This is a genomic window from Dechloromonas sp. CZR5 (genome assembly GCF_008711155.1).
In the GTDB taxonomy this organism is placed as follows: Bacteria; Pseudomonadota; Gammaproteobacteria; order Burkholderiales; family Rhodocyclaceae; genus Azonexus.
This window is the reverse complement of the sequence record NZ_VUYQ01000014.1, coordinates 11,435-27,709: the sequence shown is the minus strand read 5'-3', so window position 1 is coordinate 27,709 and position 16,275 is coordinate 11,435. Positions and strand designations below refer to the sequence as shown.

General features: G+C 63.4%; 17 protein-coding genes. 9 read left to right on the top strand and 8 right to left on the bottom strand.

Annotated features, from left to right (window positions below):
- Nucleotides 1-15 precede the first annotated feature (15 nt).
- Nucleotides 16-1,689, top strand: a complete 1,674-nt coding sequence (locus F1002_RS20130) for a nitrite/sulfite reductase (protein WP_150430835.1) — start codon at nucleotides 16-18, stop codon at nucleotides 1,687-1,689.
- A complete protein-coding gene (locus F1002_RS20125; protein WP_223879707.1) occupies nucleotides 1,661-2,176 on the top strand; it encodes a DUF934 domain-containing protein in 516 nt (171 codons plus the stop codon). The genes F1002_RS20130 and F1002_RS20125 overlap by 29 nt, the downstream gene beginning before the upstream one ends.
- A gap of 91 nt (nucleotides 2,177-2,267) precedes the next feature.
- Here F1002_RS20125 and F1002_RS20120 read toward each other — a convergent pair whose 3' ends face one another.
- The 8 genes from F1002_RS20120 to F1002_RS20085 form a co-directional block, all read right to left on the bottom strand.
- Nucleotides 2,268-2,576 (bottom strand): hypothetical protein, encoded by a 309-nt coding sequence (locus F1002_RS20120; RefSeq protein ID WP_150430834.1) that lies wholly within the window; start codon nucleotides 2,574-2,576, stop codon nucleotides 2,268-2,270.
- A 2-nt stretch (nucleotides 2,577-2,578) separates the two neighbouring features.
- Nucleotides 2,579-3,184: a cytochrome c oxidase subunit 3 family protein gene (locus F1002_RS20115; RefSeq protein WP_150430833.1), complete on the bottom strand. Its 606-nt coding sequence runs from the start codon at nucleotides 3,182-3,184 to the stop codon at nucleotides 2,579-2,581.
- A gap of 272 nt (nucleotides 3,185-3,456) precedes the next feature.
- On the bottom strand, nucleotides 3,457-4,707 hold the full coding sequence (locus F1002_RS20110) for an FAD-dependent oxidoreductase (RefSeq protein WP_150430832.1): 1,251 nt from the start codon (nucleotides 4,705-4,707) through the stop codon (nucleotides 3,457-3,459).
- Nucleotides 4,704-5,924: an ABC transporter permease gene (locus F1002_RS20105; protein WP_150430831.1), complete on the bottom strand. Its 1,221-nt coding sequence runs from the start codon at nucleotides 5,922-5,924 to the stop codon at nucleotides 4,704-4,706. The genes F1002_RS20110 and F1002_RS20105 overlap by 4 nt, the downstream gene beginning before the upstream one ends.
- Nucleotides 5,921-6,619 carry an ABC transporter ATP-binding protein gene (locus F1002_RS20100; protein ID WP_150430830.1) on the bottom strand — a complete coding sequence of 233 codons (699 nt, stop codon included), beginning with the start codon at nucleotides 6,617-6,619 and terminating at the stop codon, nucleotides 5,921-5,923. Before F1002_RS20100 ends, F1002_RS20105 begins: the two co-directional genes overlap by 4 nt.
- A complete protein-coding gene (locus F1002_RS20095) occupies nucleotides 6,619-7,833 on the bottom strand; it encodes an efflux RND transporter periplasmic adaptor subunit (protein ID WP_150430829.1) in 1,215 nt (404 codons plus the stop codon). Before F1002_RS20095 ends, F1002_RS20100 begins: the two co-directional genes overlap by 1 nt.
- Complete coding sequence (locus F1002_RS20090; RefSeq protein WP_150430828.1) at nucleotides 7,830-9,218, bottom strand: TolC family protein; 1,389 nt, start codon at nucleotides 9,216-9,218, stop codon at nucleotides 7,830-7,832. The genes F1002_RS20095 and F1002_RS20090 overlap by 4 nt, the downstream gene beginning before the upstream one ends.
- 102 nt (nucleotides 9,219-9,320) lie before the next feature.
- On the bottom strand, nucleotides 9,321-9,797 hold the full coding sequence (locus F1002_RS20085; RefSeq protein ID WP_150430827.1) for an ankyrin repeat domain-containing protein: 477 nt from the start codon (nucleotides 9,795-9,797) through the stop codon (nucleotides 9,321-9,323).
- A 92-nt stretch (nucleotides 9,798-9,889) separates the two neighbouring features.
- Here F1002_RS20085 and F1002_RS20080 point away from each other — a divergent pair, with 92 nt between their 5' ends.
- From F1002_RS20080 to F1002_RS20050, 7 genes are all read left to right on the top strand, one after another.
- Nucleotides 9,890-10,921, top strand: coding sequence for a quinone-dependent dihydroorotate dehydrogenase (locus tag F1002_RS20080; protein ID WP_150430826.1), 1,032 nt, complete (start codon nucleotides 9,890-9,892; stop codon nucleotides 10,919-10,921).
- A gap of 72 nt (nucleotides 10,922-10,993) precedes the next feature.
- On the top strand, nucleotides 10,994-11,578 hold the full coding sequence (gene rsxA / locus F1002_RS20075; protein WP_150430825.1) for an electron transport complex subunit RsxA: 585 nt from the start codon (nucleotides 10,994-10,996) through the stop codon (nucleotides 11,576-11,578).
- Complete coding sequence (gene rsxB / locus F1002_RS20070; RefSeq protein ID WP_370452215.1) at nucleotides 11,578-12,138, top strand: electron transport complex subunit RsxB; 561 nt, start codon at nucleotides 11,578-11,580, stop codon at nucleotides 12,136-12,138. The genes rsxA and rsxB overlap by 1 nt, the downstream gene beginning before the upstream one ends.
- Nucleotides 12,138-13,874 carry an electron transport complex subunit RsxC gene (gene rsxC, locus F1002_RS20065; protein WP_150430824.1) on the top strand — a complete coding sequence of 579 codons (1,737 nt, stop codon included), beginning with the start codon at nucleotides 12,138-12,140 and terminating at the stop codon, nucleotides 13,872-13,874. The genes rsxB and rsxC overlap by 1 nt, the downstream gene beginning before the upstream one ends.
- Entirely contained in the window at nucleotides 13,874-14,905 is a 1,032-nt protein-coding gene (locus F1002_RS20060; protein ID WP_150430823.1) for an RnfABCDGE type electron transport complex subunit D, read from the top strand. Before rsxC ends, F1002_RS20060 begins: the two co-directional genes overlap by 1 nt.
- The gene (gene rsxG / locus F1002_RS20055) at nucleotides 14,902-15,564 is read left to right on the top strand and encodes an electron transport complex subunit RsxG (RefSeq protein ID WP_223879706.1); all 663 of its coding nucleotides are present in this window, start codon (nucleotides 14,902-14,904) and stop codon (nucleotides 15,562-15,564) included. The genes F1002_RS20060 and rsxG overlap by 4 nt, the downstream gene beginning before the upstream one ends.
- Nucleotides 15,561-16,250, top strand: coding sequence for an electron transport complex subunit E (locus F1002_RS20050; protein ID WP_150430822.1), 690 nt, complete (start codon nucleotides 15,561-15,563; stop codon nucleotides 16,248-16,250). The genes rsxG and F1002_RS20050 overlap by 4 nt, the downstream gene beginning before the upstream one ends.
- The last annotated feature ends 25 nt before the right edge of the window (nucleotides 16,251-16,275 follow it).

The following is a 16,275-nucleotide window of genomic DNA, read 5'->3' as shown; positions in this document are numbered from 1 at the left end:
GCCCATTCCTTCGACATGTATATCTACAACCCCATCGATCAACGCCTGGTGGATGACCGGGTGGCCTTGTTTCGTGACCAGACCCGGCGATTTCTCAACGGCAGCCTCGGCGAGGACGATTTCCGTCCGCTGCGCCTGCAAAACGGCCTCTACGTCCAGCGCCACTCACCGATGCTGCGCGTAGCCATTCCCTATGGCACGCTGTCGAGCCAGCAGATGCGGACGCTGGCCAGGATCGCCCGGACCTGGGATCGGGGTTACGGCCATTTCACCACCCGCTGCAACATCCAGTTCAACTGGGTTCGCCTGGCCGAGGTGCCGGACATCCTGGCCGAGTTGGCCAAGGTGCAGATGCATGCCATCCAGACCTCCGGCAACTGTATCCGCAACATCACCACCGATCCGTTCGCCGGTGTCGCCGAGGACGAGGTTTTCGACCCGCGGCCGTACTGCGAAATCGTTCGCCAGTGGTCGACTCTGGCGCCGGAGTTTCTGTTCCTGCCCCGCAAGTTCAAGATGGCCATCGCCGGCGGCGGGGAAGACCGGGCGGCCATTCGCTTTCACGACATCGGCGCGCTGGCCAAACGGGATGCCGACGGCCGGCCGGGATTCGAAATCCATGTCGGTGGCGGCCTCGGGCGGACACCGATGGTCGGCCAGTGCATCAAGCCCTTCCTGCCGCGCGCCGAACTGCTCAATTACTTCGACGCCATCCTGCGGGTCTACAACCGCTATGGCCGGCGCGACAACAAATACAAGGCGCGCATCAAGATTTTGGTCAAGGATCTGACCCTCGAAGGGTTTTCCCGCGAGGTCGAAAGCGAATGGGCTCATTCGAGAAACGGGCCGGATACCATTTCCGAAGCCGGTTTTGCGGCCATGGAGGCTTTCTTCGACGGCCCGCCGCTACTCGTCAAACACTCTCCGCTGGATCCGGTTGATGCCGATGCATTGCGCAATAACCGCGCCTATTCGCGCTGGGTGAAACGGAATGTGGCCTTACATCGCCAGCCTGGCTACCGGATCGTCACGCTCACGCTGAAAAAAACCGGCATTCCGCCGGGTGACGCGACGGCAGACCAGATGGACGTCATTTCGGTATTGGCCGAGCGCTTTGGCACCGGCGAGATTCGGGTCACGCATGAACAAAACCTGGTATTGCCGTACGTGGCCCGGGAGGACTTGTTCGAACTGTGGGCCATCGCCAGTGCCTATGGATTGGCCACCCCGAATGCCGGATTGTTGACCGATGTCGTGTGTTGTCCCGGAGGGAATTTCTGTTCACTGGCCAATGCCGAGTCCATTCCGGTTGCCAACGCCATTCAGGAGCGTTTTGACAAAATCGACTATCTCTTTGACTTGGGGCCGCTGGAACTCAACATATCGGGATGCGTCAATGCCTGCGGCCATCACCACATCGGGCACATCGGCATTCTCGGCGTCGACAAGAACGGCGAAGCCTGGTACCAGATCACCATCGGCGGCCGCGAAGGGAACCGGTCGAATATCGGGAAGGTCATCGGCCCGTCGTTTGCCGCAGCGGATATTCCGGACACCATCAATATCCTGCTCGAGACATACGTCCGGCTGCGCAACGAAGGCGAGCTGTTTATCGACACCGTCGAACGCGTCGGCTTGGGACCGTTCAGGATTGCCGTATATGGAGCCGCCCATGAAGCGAATCATTAAGAACGGAACCGTCGTCGACGATGGCTGGCAAATCTTGACCGCATCGGATTTCAAGCCCGGTTTGCTGGCAGGCAAAGCTCGCAGAATCATTCTGCCGCTACAGAGCTACCTGAAGCATGCCGATGCGATTTCGAACAGCGTGGCGTCCGTGGGCGCACTGCTCGAGCCGGACGACGATCCTGCATCGCTATTGCCTCATCTCGGCAGATTGCCCCTTATCGCGGTCAATTTCCCCAGTTTTGTGGATGGCAGGGGGTATTCAATCGGTCGCCTGCTGCGTTCGCGATACGCCTTTACCGGAGAATTGCGCGCGGTCGGCGACATTCTGCGCGACCAGTTGTATTTTCTCGGGCGCTGTGGATTCAATGCTTTCGCATTGCGGGAGGATCAGGATCCGGATGCTGCCCTCGGGGCTTTCGCAGACTATGCCTGGCAACCCGATACGTCCGGCCCGTTCAAGGCCGAGTCGTCGCGACGAGACGGATGAACCCATCCGGATGACACCCTGCCGCCATGGTGCACCGAGGCCTCAGCCGCAATTGACGGCTGAGGCCGATATTTCGCCGCGCTTGTCTTCTTCAGATCGATGCAATACGGGCAAATTCCCTGCCGAAAAAGGCGGTCAGCACCAAGGCGATCGGCGTAAAGGCAACAAAGGCATGGGTGATGCGGCGAATGAAGGGGTGGGCAATGCGCGTTTCCAGAAAATGGCGGGCGATCTGGTCGCCCTTGATCCAGACGATGGCGGCGACCAGTAGCTGCAACCAGGCGTCACCGTGCAGGTGTTGGCTGAGCAGGACGCTGGCGAAGGTCAGGCCGAGGAGTAGCAGCCAGGTTTTCACCAGCGGACGATAGGAAACTGAGGGTGATGTTTGGGGCTGATTCATGCTTACACCAGGACGTAAAAGAAGGGAAAAATGACCAGCCAAATGATGTCGGTGGCATGCCAGTAACTAGCCAGTGCCTCCAGGCCAGCGTAATCCTCGGCGGAGTATCCACCGGCCAGATGGCGGGCCATAACCCAGAGTATCCCCAGAATGCCCCAAGTGGCATGTACGAGATGATTGAAGGTGAGGTAGTAATAGACCGTGAAGAAGATTCCGGACTCACCGTTGATGCCGTGACTCAGATTCCACTGAATTTCGACATACTTGGCGACGGGGTAGCCGAGGGCCATAACCAGTCCCGCGAACAGCCAGTAGAGCGACTGGCGGCGCCGGTTGGCGCGGATTGCCACCACGGAACAGGCGATGAAAAAGCTGCTCGTCACCATCAGCAAGGTAATGACGGTTCCGGCGACCCGTGACAGCTTTTCACTCCCGGCCTCGAAGGACTCAGGAAAGTGCGCCCGGGCAACGAAATAGACCACGAAGAGAACCAGGAACTCGACGAACTCGCAGGCGATGCCGACCCAAATGCCTTTGTTGCCAGGAATGCGCGAGGAGTTATCGATTGCTGGAAGAGGTTCGGATAACGGTAGGGTCAGTGAACTCACGGCTACTCCACTTGGATAGATAGCCAATTATTGGTTCAACACATGTTCAATAACAGATACAGCCTGTTTAAATTAAAACAGGCACAGATCAAGTGAGCAGGTGAGCCGTGGCGAGTCACGATCCGGTTCGAAGGCCGGGCGTAAAGCCCTCTACGCCCCCGTTTGAGACAAATTCCACTCCGACCGACACCCTGCCCTTGCCAGAGCAAAAACCCCATTGCGCCAATACAGTGCCCCACCCGGTCACCGACATGCCGCAAAAAAGGGGGTATCTAGAGGAACTCCCGGTACATCGCCGCCGCCCAGGCGGCATCCTCGCCGGCCGGGTTGGGGTTGCGGACCTGCTTGACGGTCTGGATCAGAAAGCCGTCGCCGCGGTCGCGATAGCTGGTGTCGATGCGGATGTTTTCCAGCGGTTCGAGGCTGCTCGTCACATGGCAGACGCTTTCTGGCAGTAGCGTGGTTTGCGCCTTGCCCGTGGCCTGGGCCGCGATCTGGCGGGCGACGGCCTGGCCCATGCGGCTGGCGACCTGCCCCGTCTTCGGGAAGTAGCCGAATTGCGGCGATACCAGCCCGGTGGCGTCGCCGATCACGAAAACCCGGTTGTCGGCGGCGCTGCGGAAATCGGTGGCGCCCTGCGCGGCCCAGCCGCTGAGCTTGCCGCCCTCCTCCCGCCGGATCAGCCCGGCTTGCCAGAGCACGTCGGCCGCCTGCTGCGGCGGACACAGCATGGCCTCGTCGAACCGGATGTCGTCGATATCGGTAGAGACCGTCTTCCGCACCAGATCGACGCTGCGCACCTTGGCATGGTCGAGATAGGTGACCTGATCTTTAAAGCGGTCGAGCAGGATGTTGCGGAAGGCCGGCATCATCGGGTTGGGGTCGACGATGACCAGCTTGCCGGGGATTTTCTGCGTCTTCAGCCACCAGGCGATGAACAGGGCGCGCTCGTAGGGCGCCGGCGGGCAGCGATAGGGGGCCGGCGGGATGGTCATCAGCAGGTCGCCGCCCTTGAAGCTGGCGAGGCGCTGCTTGAGGGCCGGCAGGTCGGCGGCCGATTGCATGACCCCGGAATGGCGCCGCCGCAATTCGGCAATCGCCTGCGGGTCGTTTACCTGCCAGGCCGACCAGTCCTCGCGGATGCCCGGCGACAGCACCAGCCAGTCGAAGGGCAGGACGGCATCGGCCGTCGTCACGCTGCGCCGGGCGATGTCGATGCCGCTCACGTCGGCCTGCATGAAACGATAGCCGTATTTTTTTGCCAGCCCGGCGTAATCGTGGCGCGCCCAGGGGGCGGCGCCGGGTTCAACGAGCCAGCGGCTGCTCAGGGCGAAGGACATGAACGCCGGCTGGCGGTCGATCAGCGTGACCTCCAGCCCGGGCGCCAGTTGCCGCAACTGGCTCGCCGCCGCCAGTCCGCCCCAGCCGCCGCCGACGATGACCACCCGCCGGTTGTCGGCCAGGGCGGGCTGTAACAGGGGCAGTAGCCCGGCGGCAAACAGGAATTGGCGACGCGTGGTCATTGGTAGCGCAAGGCCTCGATGGGATCGAGCCGGGCCGCCTTCTGCGCCGGATACCAGCCGAAGAAGATGCCGACACCGGCCGCGACGACGAAAGCGATCAGCGCCGCGCTGCCGGAAATGACGATGACCATGCCGGTGAAGGCGTTGATCGCGAGCGCGATGGCGAGGCCGAGCAGCAGGCCGAGCAGGCAGCCGGCAAAGGAGATCATCACCGCTTCGAGCAGGAACTGGCTGAGGATGTCGCGCTGGCGGGCGCCGATGGCCATGCGGATGCCGATTTCGCGCGTCCGTTCGGTGACCGACACGAGCATGATGTTCATGATGCCGATACCGCCGACAAGCAGCGAAATGGAGGCGATGGCACCGAGCAGGATGGACATGGTGCGCGTCGTTTCGGCTTCCGATTCGGCGGCTGCCGACAGGTTGCGCATGAAGAAGTCGTCCGGCACGCCTTCGCGCAGGCGGTGGCGCTGGCGCAGCAGCGAAGTCACGCTCTCCATCGTGCGCGGCATGGTTTCGGCCGATTCGGCCTGCACCATGATCATGCGCACCGAGCCGAGGAAGGGCGTGCCGAAGACCTTGCGCTGCGCCGTGGTGAGCGGAATGATCACGGTGTCGTCCTGGTCGCGCCCGTCGAGGTTCTGCCCCTTGCTGCCGAGCACGCCGATGACGATGAACGGGTTTTGCTGGATGCGCATGGTCTTGCCGACCGGGTCGTCGTCGCCGAACAGGTTTTCGGCCACGGTCTTGCCGATGATCGCCACCCGCGTCGCCGAACGGACGTCGGAATCGCCGAAACCGGCTCCATTGACGATGCTCCACGCCCGCGCATCGAGGTATTCCGGCGTCGTCCCGATCACCTGCGAACTCCAGTTCTGGGAGCCGTAGACCAGTTGCCGGGTGCCCTGGTGGGTCGGCGCCACATTGACCACGCCGTCGAGCTCGGCGATGGTCTGGGCGTCGGCGACGTTGAGCGTCGGCGCACCGGCCGAGCCGCTGCGCACACCGGCCGTAGTGAAGGAACCGGACAATACGATGAAGAGGTTCGAACCCATGGTGCTGATGGTCTGCTGCACCGCGTACTGGGCGCCCTGGCCGATGGCCATCATGATGACCACGGCACCGACGCCGATCACCATGCCGAGCATGGTCAGCGCCGTGCGCAGGCGGTTGGCACCCATCGCCAGCCAGGCTTCGCCAAGCATCGGGTGGATCATGCGGAATCCCCCGTCAGTTGGTCGCTGACGATCTGACCGTCGAGAAAGCGCACCTGCCGCTTGCAGTGCGCGGCGATATCCGGCTCGTGGGTGACCAGCACGATGGTGATGCCCTCGCCGTTCAGTTCCTCGAACAGGCGCATGATTTCCTCGCTGGTATGGCTGTCGAGGTTGCCGGTCGGCTCGTCGGCGAGGATCAGGCGAGGTTCGTTGACCAGCGCCCGGGCGATCGCCACGCGTTGCTGCTGGCCGCCGGAAATGCGGTTGGGCAGCGATTCTGCGTAGTTGCCGAGGCCGACCTTGGCGAGCAGTTCGCGGGCCTTGGCCTGGCGCGTCTCGCGGTCGACGCCGGCATAGACCAGCGGCAGCGCGACGTTGTCCTGCAGGCTCATGCGCGGCAGCAGATTGAAGCCCTGGAAGACGAAACCCAGCGTGCGGTTGCGCAACAAGGCCAGGGCATCCTTGTCCATGTGCGCGACGTTTTCGCCGGCCAGAAAATAGTCGCCGACGGTCGGCGTATCGAGGCAGCCGAGCAGGTTCATGAAGGTCGACTTGCCCGACCCGGACGGCCCCATGATGGCGATGAACTCGCCGGGCCGGACGTCGAGGTCCACGCCCTTGAGCGCCGGGAACAGGCCGGCCGCCGTTTCGTAGGACTTGCCCAGGCCGGCGACCCGGATGACCGGTTGCATCATCAGAACATCCGCATGCCGACCGACGACGGCTTCTTGTCGCTCGATCCGTTCTCGCCGGTCACGATACGGTCGCCTTCCTTCAACTCGCCGCTGACGATTTCGGTATTCCGGTTGTCGGTGATGCCGATCTGCACGGACAGCGGTTTGATTTCGCCGTCGGCCAGCACATAGACCGTGCCGCTCTGGCTATCGCGCTTCTTGGCCTTGCCGCCTTGGCCGCCGGCCGGCCCGCCGTTGCCCTGGCCGCCACCCGCAGCCTTGCCGGCATCGCCCTCCTTCTTGCCCGCGGCGTCCGCCGGCTTGAAGCGCAGCGCCGCATTCGGCACCAGCAAGGCACCCGGCCGCTTCTGCACGCCGATGCTGACATAGGCCGTCATGCCCGGCAGCAGGATCAGTTCCGGGTTATCGACGTTGATGCGCACGTTGTAGGTCACCACGTTCTGGGTGTTCGTGGGATTCAGGCGGATCTGCTGCACGACGCCCTGAAAACTGCGGTTCGGGAAGGCGTCGACGGTGAAGCGGACCGGCATGCCCTCCTTGATGTTGCCGATATCGGCTTCGGCAAAGCTGGTATCGATCGCCATCTTGGTCAAATCCTGAGCGATCTGGATCAGCGTCGGCGTCTGGAAGCTGGCTGCCACCGTCTGTCCGATATCCACCAGGCGAGCCACCACCACGCCCGAAACCGGCGAGGTGATGACCGAGTACCCGAGGTTGACCTGATCCTTGTCGGCCGCTGCCTTGGCCTGCACCAGCTGGGCCTGGGCCGACTTGAGGTTCTGCAGGGACTGATCGTAGTCCTGGCGGGAAATGTATTCCTTGTCGAGCAGCGCACGCATCCGGGCCTCGTTGGCCTTGGCCAGGTCGTAAGAGGTCTGGACATTCACCACGTTCGCCTGGCTCTGCCGGGCCACGGTCTGCAGCAGCGACTGGTCGAGTTCGACCAGCTTCTGGCCGGCGCTGACCTTGGAATTGAAATCGACGTACAGCTTCCTCACCGTACCGGATACCTGGGTGCCGACGTTGACCAGCACCAGCGGGGTCAACGTACCGTTGGCCGAGACGGTCTGCGTGACGTCGCCTTTTTCGACGGTCGCGAACTTGTAGCGGGTTTCCGGATTCTGCGCGGCACGCTGCTGGACAAACCAATAGCCGCCGCCCGCCAATGCCGCGACGACAGTAACACCGATCAAAGTCTTGCCGAGATGCTTCATGGTCTTCCTTCCGCCGCCGGTTGCAGCAGCGTGTAATCGAGCGCCCCCACGGACTGGGCCAGGGTGGCGCGATAGACATTCCAGTCGAGCTGCGCCTGAATGCGCTGCAGCCGGGCGCCGGCCAAGGCCGATTGCGCCGACAGCAGGTCGAGGATGGTGCCGACACCCGCCTTGTAGCGCCCGAGCGCCACGCGCTCCGACTGCTCGGCGCTGGCCACCAGATCGGCCGTCGTCTGCAGGCTTTGCGTCGCCGTGGTCAGGCTCTGGTAGGCCTTCCACACATCGAGTGCAACCTGGTTGCGAATGCGGTCGCGCTGCGCTGCACGCACATCTGCCTGGGCAGCGGCGGAACGTACGCGATAGGTGGTATCGAAGCCAGAAAAGATCGGCACGTTGAGGGTCAGCCCAAAGCTGCCGCCCTGCTGGGTCACGCCAGCCGACTCCTGCCAGGTCGGCCCGGCCCCCAGGGAAATCGTCGGCCGGCCCTGCGCACGCGCCAGATCGATGCCGGCCTGCGCCGCCCTGAGCTGCGCCTCGGCCGCCTTGAGGTCGGGGCGCCGCGCCTGGGCCTCGGCAATCAGGGCATCGACTTCCTTCTGGAAACTCACGCCGGCCGGCAAGGCCGGCAGGTCGGCGAGCGCGATGGGTTGCTGGGCGCCGAAACCCAGCGCGTTGGCCAGGGAACCCAGGGCATTGCGGGCATCGCCCTCTGCCTTGATGCGATTCAATGTCGCCTGCGACAGCGCGGTCTGCGCCTGCAGCCGGTCGGCCGGCGTAGCGACGCCTACGCTGTAGCGTGCCTCGGCCGCCAGATAGCTTTCACGGGCGGAACGCTCGGCCTGCAATGCCGATGCCACCGCGGCCTGCGTGGCCTGCGCCGCATAATAAGTCTGCAAGGCGCCCAGGAAGAGCGTCTGCACCGTCGCGTCCCGGGTCTCCGCCGCCGCAGCCAGCAATTGTTCGGCGCTCTCGACGTTGGCCGAGCGTTGGCCGAAATCGTAAAGCAGCCACGACAGCGTGATGGCCGCCGCATCGCGGGTATAGGCCGTATTCCGATATTCGAAGCGCGTGGTCGAAGCCGACCCGGACAAGGTCGGCAACCAGCCTGCCCGGGCAACGCCGACCAGTGCCGCCTGCGCCCTTGCCGACGCCCAGACTTCACGGGTCTGCGGGTGGTTGCACAGCATCAGATCCACCGCGTCGACAGCCGCGAGCGGGGTGCTCGGCAACGCCGTCGCGCAAGGCGCTTCACCGACCCGCGCCAGCAGGCTGGGCGACGGCTTCAGCGGCAAATTCCCGGTCGTGCCGAACGGATCGTCCAGACCGCCAGCCCAGGCGGGCAGCGCAGCGATGGCAAAAAACAGAAATGTTCCGAAATTTCGCATGGCCGGCAGTTTAGCCCTGACGCCGAGAAAAAGTTGTTACTGATTGTTTATAAGAGGTCCCCGCGCAACGACCTCATGGCCCGCGTGCGCACGATTCAGTCCTCAGTCCTTGCCCAGCACGGCGCGCAAGGCCTCGGCCTCCAATACCTGCGTATCGACATGACTGGGCCGGGCAAAATGGATTTCCTCGACATCCCCGTGCACATCGGCATCGGCTCCGTCGGCAATCGCATGGCCGTCGCGGAAGGCCACCCACTGCGCCGCTTTCAACTCCTGTTCACCCAGGCCGGTTTGCATGCCGGGCGGAACGACGGTCCCCAATTCGACCAGCGTGCGGACGACTTCCTTGCGCCCTCCACGAATGGCCATGGCCAGCGGAGCCGTCACCGCGGCGTTGTCGGCAACGTTCACGTGTGCGCCCCGCAAGGCCAGTTCGCGAACGATCTCCGCATGCCCGAGAAAACAGGCCATACCGAGCGCAAATCCGGGCTGCCCCTCGTCATCCATGGCAACCCCGGCATCGAGAGCGGCCTTCACGTCGTTCAGCCGGCCGGCACGTATCGCTTTCAAGAGCTCCATCGGGGCGCCATGTCCAAAACATTAAGATGTGCGTATTTTAGCACCGTGTTTTTCAGCCAAATCGGCCCGTCGATGCGCTAAAATCACGGGTTATGCTCTATCCACTCATCCGCAAATTCTTCTTCTCCCTCGACGCCGAAACCGCGCACGGCATCGGCATGGTGGGTATCGATCGCGCTGCCTGCCTGATGGCCAAGCCGGTCGCCCCGTGCCCGGTCGAGGTCATGGGCCTGAAGTTCCCGAATCCGGTCGGCCTCGCCGCCGGTCTGGACAAGAATGGCGACCATATCGACGGCCTGGCCCGGCTCGGTTTCGGCTTCATCGAAATCGGCACCATCACGCCGCGCCCGCAGGATGGCAACCCAAAGCCGCGCCTGTTCCGCATTCCGGAAGCGCAGGGCATCATCAACCGGATGGGCTTCAACAATGCCGGCGTCGACAAGCTGCTGGAAAACGTCCGCGCCGCCGAATTCCCCAAGAAAGGCGGCATCCTCGGCATCAACATCGGCAAGAACGCCACGACACCGATCGAGAAAGCCGCCGACGACTACCTGATCTGCCTCGACAAGGTCTATAACGACGCCAGCTACGTCACGGTCAATATCTCGTCGCCGAATACCAAGAATCTGCGCGAACTGCAGAAGGACGAAGCACTCGACGACCTGCTGTCACAGCTCAAGGCCCGCCAGCTGCAACTGGCCGACAAGAACGGCAAGTACGTGCCGATGGCTCTGAAGATCGCCCCCGACCTCGACGACGAGCAGATCACCGCCATCGCCGACGCGCTGCGCCGCCATCGCTTCGATGCGGTCATCGCCACCAACACCACGCTGTCGCGCGAAGGCGTCGAGGGCATGCCCAATGCCGCCGAAACCGGCGGGCTGTCCGGCGCTCCGGTCTTCCAGAAATCGACTGCGGTGTTGAAGAAGCTGTCCACGGCCCTGGCCGGCGAACTGCCGATCATCGGCGTCGGCGGCATCATGGGTGGCGAGGATGCGGCCGAGAAGATCAAGGCCGGCGCCTCGCTGGTGCAGTTTTATAGCGGTTTCATCTATCGCGGCCCGGATCTGGTCAGCGAGGTGGCAGAGACCCTCGCTATCATGCTGAGCAAGAAAAACGGATAAGGCCATAAGGGGCGCGCAGTTGTTCGCACCGCAGCAAAACTCGATAATACGCGCCTCACGCCAGCCTAAATCATGAGCCACTATCTCTTCATCCTCGTCGGTGCGGTGTTGGTCAACAACGTCGTGCTGGTGAAGATTCTCGGTCTTTGCCCCTTCATGGGCGTTTCCAAGAAACTGGAAACCGCCTACGGCATGGGTGCCGCCACGACCTTCGTGCTGACCATGGCGACCGGGGCCAGCTACATCATCGATCACTACCTGCTGATGCCGTTTGGCCTGGAGTACCTGCGCACGCTGTCTTTCATCGTCACCATCGCGGCCATCGTCCAGCTGACCGAAATGGTCATCGCCAAGACCTCGCCGGCACTACAGCAGACGCTGGGCATCTACCTGCCGCTGATCACCACCAACTGCGCCGTGCTCGGCGTGCCGCTGCTCAACATTTCGAACAACTACAACTTCGTCGATTCGCTGCTCTTCGGTGCCGGCAGCGCCGTCGGCTTCTCGCTGGTCTTGATCCTCTTCGCCGGCATCCGCGAACGCATCGAAGGCGCCGACGTGCCCGTCCATTTCCGCGGCGTGGCCATCGCCATGGTCACCGCCGGCTTGATGGCCCTGGCTTTCATGGGCTTTGCCGGCCTGGACAAGTACCAGTAATGGATATCCTGCTCGCCATCGCCATCATGGCCCTCGGCGCCGTCGTGCTCGGCGCCGCGCTCGGTTTCGCCTCGATCAAGTTCAAGGTCGAGGGCGACCCCCTGATCGAAAAGATCGAAGCCATCCTCCCGCAGACACAATGCGGCCAGTGCGGCTATCCGGGCTGCAAGCCCTACGCCGAAGCCATCGCCAACGGCGAGGAAATCAACAAGTGTCCGCCCGGCGGCACCGAAGGCGTGCAGCGCCTGGCCGATCTGCTCGGTCGCGAAGTCAAACCGCTCGATGCCGAGGAAAAACCGAAACAGGTCGCCATCATCGACGAGAACACCTGCATCGGCTGCACGCTGTGCATCCAGGCCTGCCCGGTCGATGCCATCATCGGCGCCGCCAAGCAGATGCACGTGATCATCGGCCAGCAATGCACCGGTTGCGAGCTCTGCCTGCCGCCGTGCCCGGTCGAGTGCATCCATATGGAAGTCATTGCCGAAAACATCGACAGCTGGAAGTGGAAATACCCGGTCGTTGAAATCAAGGCTGCTCCGATCAAAGAGGCCGCCTGATGCTGATGAACCTGTTCAAGTTCAAGGGTGGCGTCAAACCGCCGACCAACAAGACCCAATCGCTCGGCCTGCCGATCGCCATGGCCCCCATGCCTTCGCGCCTGGTCGTCCCGCTGCACCAGAGCATCGGCGGTACGCCACGCCCGGTCGTGGAAGCCGGCGACAAGGTACTGAAAGGCCAATTGATCGGCGAGGCCGACGGCTGGATTTCCGCAGCCGTCCATGCCCCGACCTCGGGTACCGTGGTCGAGGTCGCCATGCACGTCCAGCCGCACCCGTCGGGCCTCGATGCGATGTGCGTGGTGATCGAACCGGATGGCAAGGACGAGTGGATCGTCCGCGAACCGGTCGACTACAAGTCGCTCACCCCGGAACAGGTGCGTGAGCGTCTCCAGCAGGCCGGCGTGGTCGGTCTCGGCGGCGCCGTCTTCCCGACCCACGGCAAGCTGACCGCCTCGAAGACGGTGCCGATGGAAGAAATGGTCGTCAACGGCGCCGAGTGCGAGCCCTTCATCACTTGCGACGACCTGCTGATGCGCGAACGCGCCGAGGAAGTCGTGCGCGGCATCGGCATTTTCCGTGACCTGCTGCAACCGAAGAAGGTGCTGATCGGCATCGAGGACAACAAGCCGGAAGCCGCTGCCGCCATGCGCGCAGCGGTCGAGGCTGTCGGCGAGGATTTCGAGGTTATCCAGGTGCCGACGCTGTATCCGGCCGGCGGCGCCAAGCAGCTGATCCGCGTGCTGACCGGCAAGGAAGTTCCGGCCAGCAAGCGCTCGACCGATCTCGGCGTCCAGTGCTTCAACGTCGCCACCGCCTACACTGCCTGGCGCGCCATCGCCCACGGCGAACCGGTCGTTTCGCGTCTGGTGACCATCACCGGCAACGTGCATGAACCACGCAATTACGAAGTCCTGATCGGCACGCCGATGGACGAATTGCTCAAGCTGGCCACGCCACACCCGGATACCGACGGCATCGTCATGGGCGGCCCGATGATGGGCTTCCTGGTGCCGCAACCCGACGTCCCGGTGGTCAAGGCCACCAACTGCCTGATCGCCCACTCCGACCGCCTGTTCCCGCCCAAGGCGCCGGAAATGCCGTGCATCCGCTGCGGATCCTGCGCCCAGGCCTGCCCGCACGAGCTGCAGCCGTTCGAGATGTACTGGTTCTCGCGCGCCAAGAATTTCGGCAAGACGCAGGAGTACCACATCTTCGACTGCATCGAATGCGGTTGCTGCTCCTTCGTCTGCCCGTCGCGCATTCCGCTGGTCCAGTACTTCCGTTTCGCCAAGAGCGAAATCTGGGCGCGCGAACGCGAAAAGAACGCCGCCGACCAGGCCAAGGAGCGTTTCGAGTTCAAGCAATACCGCGAAGAGCGCGAAAAGGCCGAGAAGGCCGAGAAGCTGGCCAAGGCCGCAGCTGCGCAGGCTGCCAAGAAGGCCGCCGAGGCTGCCGCAGCCGCTGCGGCAGGCGAGGTCCCCGCCCCCGCGGCCGAAGCATCCTCTCCCGCCCCTGTGGCTGCACCCTCTGCCGCCGATGCCGAAAAGGCGGCCAAGCTGGCCACCATCCAGGCTGCCATGGAACGCGCCAAGGCCCAACGGGAGGCGGCACAGCCGAAGAACACCGAGCACCTGACGCCGGAACAGCAGCGCGCCGCCGAAGAAATCGAGTCCCGGCGCGCCACTGCCGGCCTGGTCCCGCCGGAAACGCCGGTCAACGAGAAATCCGAGTAATGTTCGCCCCCGCCCCCTTCCTGCTCAAGGACACCAGCGTCAGCCAGGTCATGACGCAAGTCTGCATCGCGCTGGTTCCCGGCATCGCCGCCTATGCCTGGCTGGTCGGCCCGGCCATCCTGGTCCAGCTGGTCATTGCCTCGCTGGCCGCCCTGATCGCCGAAACGGCGATGCTGCACATCCAGAAAAAGCCGCTGGCAATGTTCCTGTCCGACGGCTCGGCCATCGTCACCGCCTGGCTGATCGCGCTCACCTTCCCGCCGCTGGCGCCCTGGTGGCTGGTCGCTACCGGCACCGTCTTCGCCATCGTCGTCGCCAAGCACCTCTACGGCGGCCTCGGCCAGAACCCGTTCAATCCGGCGATGGTCGCCTTCGCCATCTGTATCGTCTCCTTCCCCGCCCTGATGTCGCAATGGCCCAGCGTCGGCTTGCAACTGCCGCTGGTCGACCAGCTCAACGTCATTCTCGGCCTCGCGCCGCGTGTCGACGCGCTGTCCGGCGCCACGCCGCTCGACGCCATGAAGACGGCCCTCAAGCTGGGCGAAGGTAGCCAGGATGTCGCCGCCTTGCTGGCCAATCAGGATATCTACGGCAATTTCGCCGGCCGCGGCTGGGAATGGGTCGCCTTTGGTTACCTGATCGGCGGCCTGTGGATGTGGCAGCGCAAGCTCATCACCTGGCACGTCCCGCTCGCTTTCATCGCTTCCCTGGTCGCCATTTCCGGCGCACTGTGGCTGCTCAACCCGGCCCAGTTTGCCAGCCCGCTGTTCCACTTGTTGTCCGGCGGCGCGATGCTCGGTGCCTTCTTCATTGCGACCGATCCGGTTTCCGGGTGCACCACGCCGCGCGGCAAGCTGATCTTCGGTGCCGGTGCCGGCCTGCTCGCCTACATCATCCGCGTCTTCGGCGGTTACCCGGACGGCGTGGCCTTCGCCGTGCTGCTGATGAATCTCTGCGCCCCGGTCATCGACCTGCTGACCCAGCCGAAGATTTTCGGCATGAAAGATGCCGGCAAGGGGGATCGTCCGTGAGCGCCGCCAAGGGATTCACAGCCTCCGGGATGGCAGTGCGCACCGCGGCAATCCTGTTCATTTTCGTGATCATTTTCACCGGCCTGCTCTCCGGCGCCTACCTGTGGACCAAACCGGCCATCGAGGCCTCGGCGGCCGAAGAGAAGATGAAGCTGGTCGACGAAGTCCTGCCGCGTACCGAATACGACAACGATTTGCTGACCGATACCGTCGCCCTTCAGGCCACCCCTGAACTGGGCCTGGCCGACCCTTCCACCGTCTATCGTGCGCGCAAGGCGGGACAGCCCGTGGCGCTGATTGTCGAATCCGTCGCGCCGGATGGCTATGCCGGCAAAATCCGCCTGATCATTGCCTTGCGCGCCAATGGCGAGGTAGGTGGCGTCCGCGTCACCCAGCACAAGGAAACCCCGGGCCTCGGCGACTACATCGAAGTCAAGAAGGACAAGAACAAGGCTCGTCCGTGGATCACGCAATTCATCGGCATGTCGCTCGCCCAGGTGACCGACAAGGAATGGAAGGTCCGCAAGGATGGCGGCAAGATCGACTATTACGCCGGCGCCACCATCACCCCCCGTGCGGTGACCAAGGCCGTCCTCAAGGCGGCGCATTGGGCCGAAGCCAACCGTGACCGTCTGTTCGCCGAAGGAGGTGCCCAATGATCACCCGCGAAGAATTCAGGACCATCGCCGGTAACGGTATCTGGAAACAGAATACGTCCATCGCGCAGATTCTCGGTCTTTGCCCGCTTCTGGCCGTGACCACCAATGCGGTGAACGGCATCATGCTGTCGCTGGCAACGATCATCGTCATGGCGCTCTCCAACGTCGCCGTCGCCTCGCTGCGCAACCTCATTCCGCACGAAATCCGGATTCCCGTCTTCATCCTGATCGTCGCCGCGCTGGTCACCGTTATCGACCTACTGTTCAACGCCAACCTGCACGAGCTGTATCTGGTCCTCGGCATCTTCATTCCGCTGATCGTCACCAACTGCATCGTGCTGGCCCGCGTCGAGGCCTTTGCTGCCAAGAACCCGCCGCTGCAGTCGACCTTCGACGGCGTGTTCATGGGCGTCGGCATGCTGTGGACGCTTGCACTGCTCGGTGCCATGCGCGAATTGCTCGGTAACGGCACCGTACTCGGCGGCATCGACATGGTCTTCCCGAACATGCAGCCCATCCAGCTGCTGCCGGAAAGCTATCCCGGCTTCCTGCTTGCCCTGTTGCCGCCCGGCGCGTTCATCCTGCTCGGCTGCATGATCGCCTGGAAGAACTGGATGGATGCCAAGGCCGCCGAACGCGCCAGGCTGAAGCCGCCGGCGCCGGTCGCCAGCGCCGGTTGCCACTGATTTCCAGGCCCTGCGGGGCCTGAAT